Source organism: Variovorax robiniae, assembly GCF_037889955.1.
Classification (GTDB): Bacteria; Pseudomonadota; Gammaproteobacteria; order Burkholderiales; family Burkholderiaceae_C; genus Variovorax; species Variovorax robiniae.
The window spans coordinates 168,175-183,415 of the sequence record NZ_JBBKZS010000012.1 but is presented as its reverse complement, the minus strand read 5'-3'; the positions used below and the strand labels follow the sequence as shown (position 1 = coordinate 183,415).

Genomic DNA, 15,241 nt, shown 5'->3' with positions numbered 1-15,241 from the left:
CCTGTGGCGCCGGGGTGCAGTTTTCGCCGGGGACGCACTACTATCAAAGTTCTGCTTTCGCGGAGATTCTCGAGATGACCATCGTCCCGACCGGCACGCAGCACGACGCATCCACCAGGGGGAAACAATGAACGACCAGTTGAACGCCACGCACGACCCGAACCTGCGCAGTTGGGTGGAAACCGCCAACGTGGTGGACTGCGACTTTCCGATCCAGAACCTTCCTTTCGGCCGCTTCCGTCCGGCCGGCAGCAACGAGCCCTTCCGCATCGGCGTGGCCATCGGCGACCGGGTGCTGGACCTGGAAGCCGCCCACGTGCTGGAGCATTCCGACATGAACCTCATCATGTCGGCTTCGCCCGCCGAACGGGCCGCGTTGCGCGCCCTGCTGTCCGAGGACCTGCGCGAGGGCAGCCCCCGCCAGAAGCATTGGGAGCTGGCCCTGTATGCGCAGGCCGACGTCGAGATGGCGCTGCCCTGCACCATCGGCGACTACACCGATTTCTACACCGGCATCCATCACGCCACCACCGTCGGCAAGCTGTTCCGCCCCGACCAGCCGCTGATGCCCAACTACAAGTGGGTGCCCATCGGCTACCACGGCCGCGCCTCGTCCATCGGCGTGAGCGGCCAGCGCTTCCAGCGGCCCCGTGGCCAGACCAGGGCGCCCGACGCGGATGCACCGAGCTTCGGCCCCTCCAGGCGGCTGGACTACGAACTGGAACTGGGTTTCTTCATCGGCCAGGGCAACGCGTTGGGCGAGCCGATCGGCATTGCGCAGGCCGAGCAGCACCTCTACGGCGTCACCTTGCTCAACGACTGGTCGGCGCGCGACCTGCAGGCCTGGGAATACCAGCCGCTCGGGCCCTTTCTCTCGAAGAATTTCGCGACGACCCTGTCGCCTTGGCTGGTGACGATGGACGCCCTGGCGCCCTTCCGCGCCAGGGCCTTCGAGCGGCCGATCGGCGATCCCTTGCCGCTGCCGTACCTCGACAGCGACGTCAACCGCCACACCGGCGGGCTCGACATCACCCTCGAAGTCTGGCTGCAGACGGCGAAGATGCGCGCGGCCGGCACGCCCGCCACCCGGCTCACGCGCAGCAACGCGGCGCAGGCCGCCTACTGGACGCCGGCGCAACTGGTGGCGCACCACACGGTGAACGGCTGCAACCTGCAACCGGGCGACCTGCTCGGCTCCGGAACTCTCTCCGGCTCCGAACCGGACCAGGCCGGGTCCTTGCTCGAACTCACGCTCGGCGGCAAGAACCCGATCACGCTGCCCAACGGCGAGCGCCGAACCTTCCTTGAAGACGGTGACACGCTGACGCTGCGCGGCTACTGCGAGCGCAAGGGAGCGGTTCGGATCGGGTTGGGTGAAGTCAGCGGCACGGTCGTGGGCTGACCGCGCTACTTCTCCGGCGTCGCCGCCGCGCGCGCCGCATCCAGGTGCAGCTTGGCCCGCTCGGCCAGCGCCATTTCGCCCGGCGTGCCCGGCGCGAAGGCCACCACCGGCAGCGGCCGGCCGTGCGAATCGACCGAGACGAAGACGATCAGGCATTCGGTGGTCTTGGTCATGACGCCGCCCTTCATGTCGCCGCTGCGCACCTCGACCGAGATGTTCATGCTGGTCTTGCCGGTGTAGGCCAGCCGCGCCTCCACCTCGACCAGGTCGCCGATCATGATCGGATGATGGAAGCGGATGCCGCCGATGAAGGCGGTCACGCAATAGCGCTTGGCCCAGCTCGTGGCGCAGGCATACCCGGCTTCGTCGATCCATTTCATGACCGTGCCGCCATGGACCTTGCCGCCGAAGTTGACTGTGCTGGGCTCGGCGAGGAAACGAAGCGTGATGGAGGACATGGAACCCTTTGCGTTCGGCCAATGGCGGCGGTCGAGCGATTATCCCGAGGACGCGTTGGTGCGCCACGTCCACGCGCGAATGGCCTGAAAACCATGCCCGCACGATGGGACATGTCCGGCCCACGCGGCCAAAACCCTCCAGATTCGGCCCTCTTTGGCCTTTGCGGACGTCGGAACTGACGCGGAGCCGCCACAGGACGCGTCCTACAACGGCGGTTGTTGCAGGTCCGCAACGCGATTTCGACCCCAAACGACAGCAAAAACGCACTAACTTGGTGCAATTTCGACGGCTGTAACCCGAATTCTGTTTCTGAAACCCGGAAATGTTCCGGACCCGGAACGGCAGTTTCAGAGGGAGGTACGAGACCTTTGCAGGACGAATGTTGATATGTAACTAACAATTGTTGCTGCAGCGCAGCAGACAGAAAACGTTTGCAAGACAAGTTGCCTTGGTGATGTCATCCATGGACCAATAAGTAATTACGACATCCGCCAATCAACTTGAACGTAATGAAGAAGACAACATTTCCCGCGCTGATCCTCGCGACGACCATGGCCGCATGCGGCGGTGGCGGCAGCAGCAGCGGCACCTCCTCCCTCGCCGGCAGCATCGCTGGCGTCGAGAAGTCCTCCACCACGGTGGCCGAAGCCACCACCACGCCCGACACCACCAGCGATGCGAAAGCCACCACCCGTCAGAAGACGGTGTACACGCATCTGGCCAACGAAGGCGAGATCTTCAAGCTGACGACGCAGACCAACGTGCGTTTCGGCAGCGGAACCAGTTGGAAGACGGCCACCATGCCGGCCAACATCTCGATCATGTGCCACCAGGATGTCTTCGGTAACCCCGGCGTGCCCGCGCCCCGGGTCTGCGACACCGTGACCGAGGTGGCGGATACGACGCCTACGACCCCAACGACCCCGACAACCCCCACGACCCCGTCCGGGTCCGCACCGGCTGGCTCCTCGACGATCCCGGGGAAGACGATCACGCAGCTGGCCAATGAAGGCGAGATCTTCAAGTTGACCGCGCAGACCACGGTGCGCTTCGGCAGCGGCAGCAGCTGGAAAACGGCCGTCATGCCGGCCAACATCTCGATCATGTGCCACCAGGATGTCTTCGGTAATCCCGGCGTGCCGGCCCCCCGGACCTGCCAGACAGTGGTCGACGCGTCGGCTACGACCCCGACCACGCCGCCGGCGACGACGACGCCTCCTGTGGTGACGACCCCGCCAGTCGTGACCACGCCGCCTTCGCAGCCGAGCAACGGCGCGGCCCTGTCCGGCGACGTCGTCGACTCCTCCGGCAAGATCGTTGCAAGCGCGTACAACACGATGGCGTCCCTGATGAGCGACCCGGTCGGCCTGGCTTACCGCTATGGCCCGGATGCGGCGTCGTACGGTGCCAGCGGTGGCGTCCAGTTGTATGGCCCGCGGCCCAACATCGTGTTCAACAACTACCCGCAGATCGCCGCCAACGCGCCATACCTCTGGCAAGTCGGCACGCGTTCCGGCAGTGCCGGCGCGTATTCCAGCAACCAGGCCAACGTGATCTTCGCTGCCGACAGTTCGGCCCGCGTCGGCGTCACCGACTTCCAGACGACGACCCACATGTTCAGCACCTTCGCGCAATTGCCGCAGTTGAGCTGGACCCTGTATGGGAGCGGCCTCGACAGCGTCAACGTGGTGGACTACAAGTCCAAGGGCATCGTCAGCGGCGCCCCGGTCGCCGTCGCGCGCTGCGGTGGCCGCGCCTCCTTCTGCAGCTCCGGCGTCGCGGTGTTCCAGAACGGTGTGATCGGCACGGTCGGAACCAACACGGCCCACAACAAGGCCACGACCAAGCTGCCGGCCAACAAGGTGCCCACTGGCATCGCGATGACCAACAACAGCGAATTCGCGCTCGTCACCGTGTGGGACACCAGCGCGCAGAAGGGCCAGGTCGCGGTGGTCGCGCTGGCCGGCCTGTGCAGCAGCTGCAACCCGTACAACAGCCAGGCCAACGGCGAGTACAGCGCCTGGTACAACTGGTGGAATGAGTGGATGGGCGTGTACCCCGGCCTGCCCAACGTCGGCAACATCGCCTTCATGAAAGTCGTGGGCTACGTGGACCTCGTCGCCGCCGACGGCACCGCGATGAATGCGCCGACCGAGATCGCCGTGACCACGGGGATGGACGGCTTCGGCACCATGCTGCCGGGTGGCACCTTCGTGGGCTACCCCAGCCCGTTGACCAACCAGTCCAACCGCCAGGCCTTCCTCAACGGCAACCTCAGCAACAAGTACGCCAAGGGCGGCATGGCGGTGGTGATCTCCAAGTCTGAGAAGAAGGCCGCCTTCCTCGACCTGAAGCAGCTGTACACCTACTTCAACAGCGTGTACTTCGGCGGAGACATCGGCACCTTCAATGCCCGCATGGCCACCCTGGGCCAGGGCGCCACGCAGTGGCCGAACATCACCAACACGGCAACGCAACTGCCGACGGTGGCCAAGATGATCACGCTGGCCGACAAGCCGACGGCCGTCAAGACGACGGTATTCGGCCCGAACCAGCGCGCCTGGATCGCCACCCTGGACGGCACGCTGCGCGTCTACAGCCTGGGCAGCTATGCGACGGGCGAGACCGCGTCGTCGACATCCGCTTCGGGGATCACCGAGTTGACGCAGTTCGCGATCAATGTCGGCCGCAACCCGACGTCGCTGGCCATCTCGAAGGGCGAGCCGGACGTCCCCGTGACCTATGCCGATCCCAACTTCCAGGTGCTGGTGAACTCGCGTGGCGACCGCAAGATCAGCTGGGTCCGCTTCGGCAGCGGCAGCAGCATCGTGCGCACCTTGCAGGATCCGCGCATGCTGGACCCGATCGCGGTCGAGGACGCGGACAACTTCGCCAACTGGGGTTACGTGGTGACGGTGGCCGACTACACCGGCCGCGCCGTCCACAACTTCCGCTACGGTCCGGTGTCCTTCATCGACGGCGGTTCCTGCCCAAGGGCCCCGAGCGGCTGCCCGGTCGTTCCGACCAACAACACGCCCTACGGGACGATCCGCATCGAGTACGGCGGCAAGATGGACCTGCCAGGCCGGCCGTTCCAGTTGAGCGGGACCAACGTGGCCTGACAACGGCGCACCGCTCCAGACCTGAAGGCCCGCTCGCGCGGGCCTTTTTCATTGCTGCGCCGGGCATCGCCTCCCGATTGGCAGGGCAGCACCCTCCGGGCGCTGGAGGGATTCAATCGTCGCAGGCGTGCAACAGGCCGTGCTCTCCAATGAGAGGCCTGTTGCTGGCAGGCGACAGGAATCAACTGTGAATAAGTGACGTAACCAGCAGAAATTCGGCTCATCGCGGCTTTCTGCGGCGTTCTTGTTACAGGGCCGCGCGAGCCATGGCGCGAGCTAAATCAACGGATTCCGGGGAAATCGGCATTTAACTTCCGCTTGGGTTCTTACATCTCAGGCTGAACGTTGTCGCGATGCCGCAGACAGAAACAGTTGAAAGAGCAGTTGCCTCTTCAGTGTCTGCTATGTACAAAATAGTAATTACAGGGACCAGAAGACAACAAGAACGTAATGAAGAAGTTAGCATTCAGCGCACTCGCGCTCGCGACCATCTTGACCGCGTGCGGCGGTGGCAGCGGAGGCAACAGCGCCTCGCCCATTGCCGGTGCAACCGGCTCCGTCGACAAGACCCACACCCTCTCAAGCACGGAAGCTTCTTCCGGCTCCGCCGACGCCAAGGCGAACGCCCGCGAGAAGATCGTCAACACACACCTGGCCAACGAGGGCGAGATCTTCAAGTTGCCCGTGCCGACCTGGGTGCGCTTTGGCAGCGGCAGCAGTTGGCGCCAGGCCCTCCTGCCTGCCAACCTCGCCATCATGTGCCACGTCGACGTCTTCGGAAATCCCGGCGTGGCGGCGCCCAGGACCTGCGAGACGATCGTCGACGTACCGGACAGTGCGCCGGTCGCGGGAAGGACCTACTCGGCCTTGGCCAGGGAAGGCGAGATCTTCAGGCTGGCTGCGCCCACCCTGGTGCGATTCGGCAGCGGCAACAGTTGGCGCGAGGTCACCATGCCCGCCAATATCTCCATCCTTCCTGAACGGCGAGCATGCGTGGCGGTACGCCAAGGGCGGGATGGCGGTGGTGATCTCCAAGACCGAGAAGAAGGCCGCCTTCGTCGACCTGAAGCCGCTGTTCAGCTACGTCAACAACGTCTACTTCGGCGGCGACATCGGGACCTTCAACGCCCGCATGGCCAGCCTGGGCCCGGCCGATGGCCAGTGGCCGTACACCTTCGCTGCCGCCCAGTCGCAGCAGGCGCCGACGGTGGTGAAGATGATCTCGCTGCCGGAGAAGCCGACAGCGGTCAAGACCACCGTGTGGGGCCCCAACCAGCGCGCCTGGATTGCGACCCAGGAAGGAATGCTGCGCGTCTACAGCCTGGGCAACTACGCGCCGGGTCGGACCGCGACAGCGACCACACCGTCGTCGATTGCCGAGTTGCCGCAGTTCGCGATCAACGTCGGCCGCAACCCGACGTCGCTGGCCTGGTCGAAGGGCGAGCCGGACATTCCCACCGAGTACGCAGATCCCAACATGCAGGTGATCGTCACGTCGCGCGGCGACCGCAAGATCTCGTGGGTCCGCTTCGGCGCCAACAGCAGCAGCATTGCGCGCACGTTGCAGGATCCGCGCATCCAGGACCCGATCGCGGCCGAGGATGCCGACAACTTCGCGAACTGGGGCTACGTCGTGACGGTGGCCGACCATGACGGCCGGGCCGTCCACAACTTCCGCTACGGGCCGGTGTCCTTCATCGATGGCGGCCCCTGCCCGAAGGCGCCGAGCGGCTGTCCGGTGGTGCCGACCAACGGGGTCAAGATCGAGTACGGCGGCAAGATGGACCTGCCGGGCAAGCCGTTTCACGTGAGCGGCGCCAACGTCCCTTAGGATGACCCACCCCCGAATGCGCCTGCGGCGCCGGGGCGGCCGCCAGAGGCGGCTGCTCTTGCGGGCCGTCCAAGCCTGCGCAGGCAGGCTTGGAGCCGCGGCCCTCCGCCCCTCAAGGGGGCGCATCCAGCGGCCCGGCAAAGCCGGTTCCACGGGCGCCCCCGAAATGGCCTTACGTTGTTTGGCCCACTTTCCTGCGCCGCGCTAAGACGCCTGCTGGACCAGCGCTCTGACTTGGGCGACTGCGGGAATGCCGTGCGATCATGCCGGCCATGTCAATTTCCCGTCGAAACCTCCTGCTCGCGGCAGCCGCCGCGCCTCTCTTCAGCCATGCCCAGCCCAACACCTGGCCGACCCGGCCGGTGCACCTGATGGTCGGCTTTCCGGGCGGCTCCACGCCCGACATCGCCGCGCGCGTGCTGGCCGAGCCGCTGGCGCGCGCGCTGGGCCAGCCGGTCGTCGTGGACAACAAGCCGGGCGCCTCCGGCAATATCGCGGCCGACTTCGTGGCCAAGGCCACCGACGACCACACCCTGGGCATCGTCATCAACGGCAACCTGACTTCTTCGAAGCTCCTCTATCCGAGCCTGCCCTACGACCCGGAGCGCGATTTCACGCCCCTGTCGCTGCTGGTCACCGCGCCGCTGGTGCTGGTGGCGCTGCCCAACGCGCCTTCGGGTGCTGCCTTCTTCGACGCGGCCCGGGCGGCAGGCGACAAGTGGAACTACGGCTCGGTGGGCGTCGGCTCGGTGGGGCATCTCGGCATGGAATTGCTGAAGACGCGTGTGCGCGGACTGGCGCCGGTGCATGTGCCGTTCCAGGGCAATCCGCAGGTGGTGACGGCGATGCTGGGCGGGCAGGTGCAGATGGCGCTGGTGCCGCCCGGCGTGGCGATGCCGCAGGTGCGGGCCGGCAAGCTCAAGGCGATCGGGCTGACCAGCGGCCGCAGTCCGCTCGTGCCCGAGGTGGCGCCGCTGGCCAATGCAGGTGTGCGCGATTTCGACCTGGAGGTGTGGGCCGCGCTGCTGGGGCCGGCCGGCCTGTCGAAGGCGGCGCAGGAGCGCATCGGGCATGAACTCGGGCCGATCATGAAGTCCGCCGAAGTGCGTCAGAAGCTCTTCGAGCAGGGCTGGCAGGCCGTGGGCACCTCGCCCGACGGCATGCGCGCCCGCGTGAAGAAGGAGGCCGCGATCATGGCGAGCATCATCAACGCCAAGGGCATCAAGCTTGAGTAGTGGTGGCGGCATGCTGACGGAGCCGGCACGCCAGTTGCCGGTGTTCGGCGAGTACGACGTGGTCGTCATCGGCGGCGGCCCGGCCGGCCTGGCCGCGAGCGCCAGCGCGGCACGCCATGGTGCGCGCACCTTGCTGGTCGAGCGCTACGGTTTCCTCGGCGGCATGGGCACGGCCGGCGGCGTGACCAACTTCGCCGGGCTCTACGGCCGGCGCGGCGGCGAGATGGCGCAGGTGGTGCATGGCGTCGTCGACGAGTTGCTGGCGCGCATCGATGCGCTCGGCGGCCTCAACAAGCCGCAGGATGGCTTGCAGGGCCGCATCCGCGTGCGCTCCTACGATGTGTCGGCCTACAAATGTGCGGCCGACCAGTTGCTGCTGGCGGCCGGTGTCGAAGTGCTGTTCCACGCATGGGCCGCGGCCGTGCTGATGACGGACGCGGGAGGGCGCATCGATGCATTGGTGGTCGAGACCAAATCGGGCCGGCAGGCCATCCGCGCCAGGACCTTCATCGACTGCTCCGGCGACGCCGACGTGGCCGCCTTTGCGGGCGTGCCCTTCGAGGTGGGCGACGGGCAGGGCAACAGCCTGTTCCCGACCACCATGTTCCGCATCGGCCATGTCGACGCGGAACCCGCGCTCGCCGCCATCGGCGAGTTCAAGGCCATCAACGACCTGATGGCTGCTGCCTTGCGCGACGAGCCCGGCCGCTACCAGTTCCCGCGCGAGGGCGCGATCGTGCGTCCGCAGATGAACCCGAGCGAATGGCGGGCCAACGTCACGCAGATCCGCAACGCCGAAGGCCGTGCGATGAGCGGCGTGGACGCGCGGCAGCTCAGCGCCGGCGAGACCGAGGGGCGGCGCCAGATCGTCGAGTACTTCCGCTTCATGCGCGACAAGGTGCCGGGGTTTATGCAGGCGCAGATCGTCGACATCGCGCCGCAAGTTGGCATCCGCGAGACGCGGCGCATCGAGGGCGCCTATGCGCTGACCGGCGAGGACATCCTGTCGTCGGCGCGCTTCGACGATGCCATCGGCATCAACGCCTGGCCGATGGAACTGCACCGTGACGGCCGCATCGACTGGGGCTTTCCGCGCGATGCCGACAACGCCTGCAACGACCTGCCGTGGCGGATGCTGGTGCCGCGCGGGGTCGAGAACCTGCTGGTGGCCGGCCGTTGCGCGTCGATGACGCATGAAGGGCAATCGGCGGCACGAGCGAGCGGCGGCTGCTTCGCGATGGGGCAGGCTGCGGGCACCGCGGCGGCGATGGCGCGCGGTGCGGCGATGCGAAGTGTCGATGTGGCGGCGCTGCAGGGCGCGCTCCAGGCGGACGGTGTGCTGCTGTCGCGGGGATAGCGGGCTGCCGCCAAGGCGACCCTTCGCCCGCGTCCGCTCGCGCGATGCCGGCAAAATGAATCGCATGAGTCCCACCGCCGCCCACGCCGACCGCATCGTCAACGACCTCGTCACGCTGCTGCGGCTCGAGCAACTTGGACCCGACCGCTTCCGGGGCGCCAGCGAGGACATCGGCACGCGCAACGTGTTCGGCGGCCAGGTGCTGGGGCAGTCGGTGATGGCGGCCTGCCGCACCGTCGATGCGGAGCGGCCGATCCATTCGCTGCATGCCTACTTCCTGCTGGCGGGCGACAAGCGAGAGCCCATCGACTACGAGGTCGACCGCGTGCGCGACGGCCGCAGCTTTGCCACGCGGCGCGTGTCGGCCTGGCAGAAGGGCCGCGTGATCTTCACGATGATGGCCTCGTTCCAGGTACGCGAGCCTGGCGCCTTCGAGCATCAGCACCCGATGCCGACAGCGCCCTCGCCCGACACGCTGGTGAGCGATGCCGCGCTGCGCCGCGCGCTCGGTGACCGGCTGCCTTCCACCATCGCGCGCGCCAAGTTCGACGCCGAACGGCCCATCGAATACCGCACCGTCGACCCGACCGACCCGCTCGAACCCGAACCGCGTTCGGACGACTACCAACTCTGGCTGCGCTCGCTCAGCAAGCTGCCGGACGACCCGGTGCTGCACTGCGCCCTGCTGGCCTATGCCTCCGACCACGGCCTTCTGCGTGCCGCGCTGCTGCCGCACGGCCTGAGCTTCATGCAACCGAACCTGATGGCCGCGAGCCTGGACCACGCGATGTGGTTCCACCGCGATTTCCGCATCGACGACTGGCTGCTGTATGCGATCGATTCGCCCAATGGCGTGGGTTCGCGTGGGCTGTGTCGTGGCCAGATCTATTCGCGCGACGGGCGCCTGGTGGCGTCGGTGGCGCAGGAGGGCGTGGTCCGGGTGCTCGACGACGACGCCGCCGCCTGATCACCCCAGCTCGAAGGACGTCACGCCAAAGACCCGCTCGATCTCGCAGGCCGGCGTCGCCCCGGCATACATGCGTGCCGTCTCGAACACCCGCTGCATCCCGAGCGAGGTGGCCAGCGTGGCAGCTTCCGCATTGCGCAGCGGCACGTCGAGGAACACCGTGTCGCCCACCGGCACGCTGCGGCACAGCGCCAGGTAGAGCGACTTGGCAATCTCGCGGCTGTCGGCCACCAGCGGGCCGATCTTGTGGCCTTCGCGGCAGCGGCGGATCAGGCCCCAGCCGGCCAGGCGCTTGCGTTCCATCCAGGCCAGGCCGGTGGCATCGGGCATGCTGATCCATGCGCGCAGGAAGTCATCGCGCGCGGCCGGGAAGACGCGGCGGTCGTCGTCGCGGACCCGCTTGAAGTCGACACCGGACAGCGGCACGATCTGCCCCACCACGGCCTGCCCTGCCGGCCTCGCCACGCCGGCAAAGCGCGCGTTGTTCCAGGCCAGCGTGAAGCCGCTGCGGCGGTAGTTGTCCTGCTGAGCCGGCACGCCATCGAGGCCGATCACGCGCCCTTCCAGCCGCGCCATGCCCGCCTGCCACAGCTTCAGGCCGAAGCCCTTGCCGCGCCACGGCGGCGCCACCACGTAGAAGCCGATGAAGCCGAAGTGCGCCTCGTAGCGCACCGCGGCGATGCAGCCGATGGGCTTGCCCTCGTGCTCGCCGATCAGGAAGCCCTCCGGGTCGGCCGCATGAAAGCAGACGCCGTCGTGCAGGCCCGGGTTCCAGCCCTCCAGCGCGGCGAAGTCGATGGCCAGGCGCATTTCATTCGGGCGCAAGGTGCGGATGTGCAGGTCCATGCGCCCGATTGGACGACAAACACGGTGCTGTGTCTCACGTCCGGCTTGCGCTGCATCAACCCCGGAACGGATTCGAGGTCGCGAACCAGAGCCCGATGCCGGTGGCGATGATGAAGGCGCCGTCGGTCACGCCCGCGATCAGGAAGAACTTGGTCTGCAGGGTGTCGACCAGCTCCGGCTGCCGCGCGGTGCCTTCGAGGAACTTCGAGCCGACGATGCCGATGCCGATGCAGGAGCCGAAAGCGGCAATGCCGATGAGCAGCGAGACGCCGAGGGGGAGGATGTCGAAGCCGGTCATGGCGGGGGTTCCTTTGTGTTGGTTGTGGGTCGTGGCTTCACTGTCGCGGCTGCGGGTCGTGGCGTCGATGACGCCGCAGGTCATGCCGGGAGTCCTTGATCCGGTCCTCCGCCAATGGAGATACGTCCACGCGGGACTTGGCCGGAGCCTGTCGAGTCGGTGTATGGTCGCGCCACCGCTTGGATACTTCTTGCAATGAATTCAACGCTGCCGCTGCCGTCCCGCCTGCCCGCAACACGCCGGATGTTCGCTGCGCGCTTCGTGCTCGGCGCGGCTGCGTTGGGTTGCGGCGCCAGCGGCTGGACCCGCGGGCCGACCGCGCCACCCGCCGCGCCGACGATCGAATTCCTCTACGAAGGCGCGCTGGGCACCGATGCCATCGGCATGACGCTGGTGCCGGCCAAGGGCGCGGAGGGCCAATTGACGGGGCACTACTTCCTCGGCAAGGCGCTCACGGACATTCCGTTGACCGGCAGCCAGCAAGCCGGGCGCCTGCTGTTGCTGGAGCCGGGCGGCGGTGTGTTCGACCTGGAGCTCGTCGGCGCGGGCAACGGTGGTGGTCCGCCGCCGGAGATCGGCAACAGCATCGGCGCGACCGGGACCTGGACGCAGGCCAAGCGTCGGCTGGACGTGACCCTGGGCAACACCGGCAAGCGCGAGAGCAGCGCGCGGCGCTACGAGAAGGTGACCAGCGAGACCGATGCCGCCTTCGAGGCGCGCGTGCAGGACTTCCACAAGGCCGTGCTGGCGAGCGAGAAGGCCGAGGCTGCGCGCTTCGTCGACTATCCGCTGAAGGTCAAGCAGGGCGGCAAGACGCGCCAGATCGCGAACGCCGAGCAGCTGGTCGCGGGATGGGACCAGGTCTTCACCAAGCCCTGCATCGAGGCGCTGAAGGTGGCGCTGCCGCATGACATGTTTGTGGCGAACGGGCAGGCGATGATGGGGAGCGGGGTGATCTGGTTCGGGGCCAAGGGGGCGGCGGTGATCAACCTGCCTTAGCGGGCATGGGGTGGGGCGCAACGATGGCGGCGAACCATCCGGGTTCGCGGCGCGGGCTCAGACTGCCTGGGCTGCCTTGAGGCTCTCGCGGAGCGCTTGCTCCAATGCCGCGATGGGCAAGCGGCCACGCAGTCCGATCGCGACAAGGGTGTTGTCGGTGGCGTCGTCGGGCTGAGGCATTGCGGCAGGCCACGCGCGCAGTGAGCCGTGGCGGCCTGCAAACTGAAGCACGGCCCATGCGTTGGCATCCGTGCGGACCACGCCCTTGAGGCGCATCACGCCGGGGGGCATGGCGCGCAACAGTGATCGCAGCGCATCGGCGCGGAACACGCCGGGCGCGGAGAACGACCAGGTGTCGAACTGCGCGCCGTGATCGGGGGCGTGATCGTGAACGTGCTCATGATCGGTGTGCGCACAGCCGGCCTCGCAGTGCGGCCCGTGCGATGTGTCGCGTGCCGCATTCGGCAGCGCGCCCCCAAGCAACGCTGCCGGCACTTCGCCGAATCGTGTTTCAAAGCGGGGCGTATTGGGCAGATGCTTATCGAACCACGCGCGCACGGCGGCCAGGGTCTCGGCATCCGCGCGGTCGCATTGGTTGAGCACCAGCAGGTCGGCGGCGTGAAGCTGGCGCTCCACAGTGTCGGCGAGCAAGGGGTCGGTGGCTTGCGCGAGCACGCTCGTCACATCGACCAGCACGATCACGCCATCGAGCGCGAGCGCGGGGTCGGCGAGGCTCACTTGCGCGATGCGCCAGGGGTCGGAGACGCCACTGGCTTCGATCACGATCGCGTCGGGCCTGGGCGTGCTGTCGATGACGCGGATCAGCGCGTCCGTGAGGTCGCCGCCGATCTGGCAGCAGACGCAGCCGTTGGCGAGGCTGATCATGTCGGCGCCGCGAGCGCTGACCAGAGATGCATCGATGTTGATCGCGCCGAAGTCGTTGACCAGCACAGCGAGCCGCCGCCCGTCGTTGCCTTCCAGCATCCGGTTGAGCAGCGTGGTCTTGCCGCTGCCGAGGAAGCCGCCGAAGACCGTCAGCGGGATGCGTCCCGCGTGGGAGGCGTCGCTCATGCCGCCTGCGGCAGCGGCACCACGCGACCACCGATCACGGTACCGAGCACCGGCACATCCTTGAGCTTCTCCGGCGCCACCGCGAGCGGGTCCTCGCCGAGCACGCAGAAGTCGGCGTACTTGCCGATTTCGATGGAGCCGATCAGGTGGTCCATCGACAGCGTGAAGGCCGCGCCCATGGTGATCGCATGCAGCGCATCGGGCACCGAGATGCATTCCGTCTCGCCGAGCTTCTGGCCGGTCGAGGTCAGCCGGTTCACCGCGCACCAGGCGGTGAACAGCGGCGCGAGCGGCGTGATCGGCGCGTCGGAGTGGATGGCCAGCGGCACGCCGTGTGCGAGCGCGGTGGCGCAAGCGTCCATGCGCAGCGCGCGGTCGGGGCCCATCGTGAGTTCGCGGTGCGCATCGCCCCAGTAGTAGATGTGGTTGGCGAACAGGTTCACGCACATGCCGAGCCGGGCCATGCGTGCGAACTGCGCGGCGTCGGCCATCTGGCAGTGCTGCAAGGTGTGGCGATGGTCGCTGCGCGGGTGGGCTTCGAGCGCGGCCTCGATGGCGTCGAGTGCGAGTTCGGTGGCCTCGTCGCCGTTGGTGTGGATGTGCAGCTGGAAGCCGGCCGCGTGGAAGCCGGCGATCGCGGCTTTGAGCTGGGCCGGCGGCTGGATCCAGATGCCGTTCGGCGCGCCGTTGAAGTAGCCGGGCCAGCGCACGCGCGCGGTGAAGCCCTGAATGCTTCCGTCCACCACGATCTTGACCAGGCCGTAGTGCAGCTTGTCGTTGCCGCCATTGGCCTGCCGCTCGCGGATGCGCGCGGCGCCCGCGTCGACGCTCAGCGCCTCCATCATGCTGAGGTAGGCCGGCACGATGCGCACGGGGAAGTCGGGCTCCGCAGTGACTTCGGCGAGGCCGGCGGCGTTGTAGTCGGAGAGGTCGTTGACCAGGTCGGTGGCGGTGGTCACGCCGACATGCTGCGCCATCTGGCCGAACAGGCGCAGGCTCTGCGGATCGGCACCGGCGACGCGGAAGATGTTGCCGGTGAGTCGCGAGACCGGGAACATCGCGGCGAACTCCTGCAACTCGCCGCTGGGCTCGCCGTCGTCGTAGCGGGCGATGCCTTCGATCTCGGTGTCGCGCGTGATGCCGGACTGCACGAGCGCCGGCGTGTTGACGTTCATCAGGTGCTGGCTCGCATGCAGGATCACCACGGGGCGCGTGGACGAGACCTGGTCGAGGTGGCGCGTGGTCATGCGCTCCTTGCCGAAGAAGATCGGGTCGAAGCCCCAGGCCAGCAGCGGCTTGGCCGGGTCGGTCATGGTGGCCTCGATGGCGCGCAGGCGTTCGATCACGGACTCGAAATCCGTGCAGCCGGTCCAGACCTTGCCGTCCGGCGCGGTGCGCGCGTGGAAGCCGACGAAGGGAAACTGCCACAGCCCGCCGGCCATCAGGTGCGAGTGGCCTTCGACGAGGCCGGGCATCAGCACCTGGTCGGCAAAGCGCGTGTCGAGCGTGAAAGCGCCCCAGGCCTGCATGCGTGCGAGGTCGCCCACCGCGAGCACCTTGCCGTCGCGCACGGCGACGTGCGTGGCCTCGGGTTGCTTGGGGTTCATCGTGAGGATCTTGCGGGCCTGGAAGACGGTGATGTCGGTCATGGATC

12 protein-coding genes are annotated in these 15,241 nt (G+C 67.4%); 7 read left to right on the top strand and 5 right to left on the bottom strand.

Annotation, left to right across the window (positions count from 1 at the left end):
• Positions 1–127 precede the first annotated feature (127 nt).
• Entirely contained in the window at positions 128–1,402 is a 1,275-nt protein-coding gene (gene fahA / locus WKW79_RS24630) for a fumarylacetoacetase (RefSeq protein ID WP_340337851.1), read from the top strand.
• A gap of 5 nt (positions 1,403–1,407) precedes the next feature.
• Here fahA and WKW79_RS24625 read toward each other — a convergent pair whose 3' ends face one another.
• On the bottom strand, positions 1,408–1,860 hold the full coding sequence (locus WKW79_RS24625) for an acyl-CoA thioesterase (RefSeq protein WP_340337850.1): 453 nt from the start codon (positions 1,858–1,860) through the stop codon (positions 1,408–1,410).
• Positions 1,861–2,370: 510 nt separating this feature from the next.
• Between WKW79_RS24625 and WKW79_RS24620 the strand changes: the two genes are divergently transcribed.
• The 5 genes from WKW79_RS24620 (at position 2,371) to tesB (ending at position 10,373) form a co-directional block, all read left to right on the top strand.
• The gene (locus WKW79_RS24620) at positions 2,371–4,983 is read left to right on the top strand and encodes a hypothetical protein (RefSeq protein WP_340337849.1); all 2,613 of its coding nucleotides are present in this window, start codon (positions 2,371–2,373) and stop codon (positions 4,981–4,983) included.
• 1,024 nt (positions 4,984–6,007) lie between these two features.
• Positions 6,008–6,814: a hypothetical protein gene (locus WKW79_RS24615; protein ID WP_340337848.1), complete on the top strand. Its 807-nt coding sequence runs from the start codon at positions 6,008–6,010 to the stop codon at positions 6,812–6,814.
• A gap of 263 nt (positions 6,815–7,077) precedes the next feature.
• A complete protein-coding gene (locus WKW79_RS24610) occupies positions 7,078–8,049 on the top strand; it encodes a Bug family tripartite tricarboxylate transporter substrate binding protein (protein ID WP_422823959.1) in 972 nt (323 codons plus the stop codon).
• Positions 8,050–8,059: 10 nt separating this feature from the next.
• Positions 8,060–9,406 (top strand): FAD-dependent oxidoreductase, encoded by a 1,347-nt coding sequence (locus WKW79_RS24605; protein ID WP_340337846.1) that lies wholly within the window; start codon positions 8,060–8,062, stop codon positions 9,404–9,406.
• Between the two features lie 64 nt (positions 9,407–9,470).
• Positions 9,471–10,373 (top strand): acyl-CoA thioesterase II, encoded by a 903-nt coding sequence (gene tesB / locus WKW79_RS24600; RefSeq protein WP_340337845.1) that lies wholly within the window; start codon positions 9,471–9,473, stop codon positions 10,371–10,373.
• On the opposite strand, the gene WKW79_RS24595 is transcribed toward tesB, so the two are convergent.
• Both WKW79_RS24595 and atpE read right to left on the bottom strand, forming a co-directional pair.
• Positions 10,374–11,219: a GNAT family N-acetyltransferase gene (locus tag WKW79_RS24595; RefSeq protein ID WP_340337844.1), complete on the bottom strand. Its 846-nt coding sequence runs from the start codon at positions 11,217–11,219 to the stop codon at positions 10,374–10,376.
• Between the two features lie 55 nt (positions 11,220–11,274).
• The gene (gene atpE / locus WKW79_RS24590) at positions 11,275–11,517 is read right to left on the bottom strand and encodes a F0F1 ATP synthase subunit C (RefSeq protein WP_340337843.1); all 243 of its coding nucleotides are present in this window, start codon (positions 11,515–11,517) and stop codon (positions 11,275–11,277) included.
• A gap of 195 nt (positions 11,518–11,712) precedes the next feature.
• Here atpE and WKW79_RS24585 point away from each other — a divergent pair, with 195 nt between their 5' ends.
• Entirely contained in the window at positions 11,713–12,516 is an 804-nt protein-coding gene (locus tag WKW79_RS24585) for a hypothetical protein (protein WP_340337842.1), read from the top strand.
• 57 nt (positions 12,517–12,573) lie between these two features.
• Here WKW79_RS24585 and WKW79_RS24580 read toward each other — a convergent pair whose 3' ends face one another.
• A complete protein-coding gene (locus WKW79_RS24580) occupies positions 12,574–13,587 on the bottom strand; it encodes a CobW family GTP-binding protein (protein WP_340337841.1) in 1,014 nt (337 codons plus the stop codon).
• Positions 13,584–15,236: an amidohydrolase gene (locus WKW79_RS24575; protein WP_340337840.1), complete on the bottom strand. Its 1,653-nt coding sequence runs from the start codon at positions 15,234–15,236 to the stop codon at positions 13,584–13,586. The genes WKW79_RS24580 and WKW79_RS24575 overlap by 4 nt, the downstream gene beginning before the upstream one ends.
• Positions 15,237–15,241 lie beyond the last annotated feature (5 nt).

Bases quoted from the DNA above. Each gene is read 5' to 3' on its own strand.
- fahA (WP_340337851.1), top strand. From the start codon at position 128: ATGAACGACCAGTTGAACGCCACGCACGACCCGAACCTGCGCAGTTGG.
- WKW79_RS24625 (WP_340337850.1), bottom strand. From the start codon at position 1,860: ATGTCCTCCATCACGCTTCGTTTCCTCGCCGAGCCCAGCACAGTCAAC.
- WKW79_RS24620 (WP_340337849.1), top strand. From the start codon at position 2,371: ATGAAGAAGACAACATTTCCCGCGCTGATCCTCGCGACGACCATGGCC.
- WKW79_RS24610 (WP_422823959.1), top strand. From the start codon at position 7,078: ATGCCGGCCATGTCAATTTCCCGTCGAAACCTCCTGCTCGCGGCAGCC.
- WKW79_RS24605 (WP_340337846.1), top strand. From the start codon at position 8,060: ATGCTGACGGAGCCGGCACGCCAGTTGCCGGTGTTCGGCGAGTACGAC.
- tesB (WP_340337845.1), top strand. From the start codon at position 9,471: ATGAGTCCCACCGCCGCCCACGCCGACCGCATCGTCAACGACCTCGTC.
- WKW79_RS24595 (WP_340337844.1), bottom strand. From the start codon at position 11,219: ATGGACCTGCACATCCGCACCTTGCGCCCGAATGAAATGCGCCTGGCC.
- atpE (WP_340337843.1), bottom strand. From the start codon at position 11,517: ATGACCGGCTTCGACATCCTCCCCCTCGGCGTCTCGCTGCTCATCGGC.
- WKW79_RS24585 (WP_340337842.1), top strand. From the start codon at position 11,713: ATGAATTCAACGCTGCCGCTGCCGTCCCGCCTGCCCGCAACACGCCGG.
- WKW79_RS24580 (WP_340337841.1), bottom strand. From the start codon at position 13,587: ATGAGCGACGCCTCCCACGCGGGACGCATCCCGCTGACGGTCTTCGGC.
- WKW79_RS24575 (WP_340337840.1), bottom strand. From the start codon at position 15,236: ATGACCGACATCACCGTCTTCCAGGCCCGCAAGATCCTCACGATGAAC.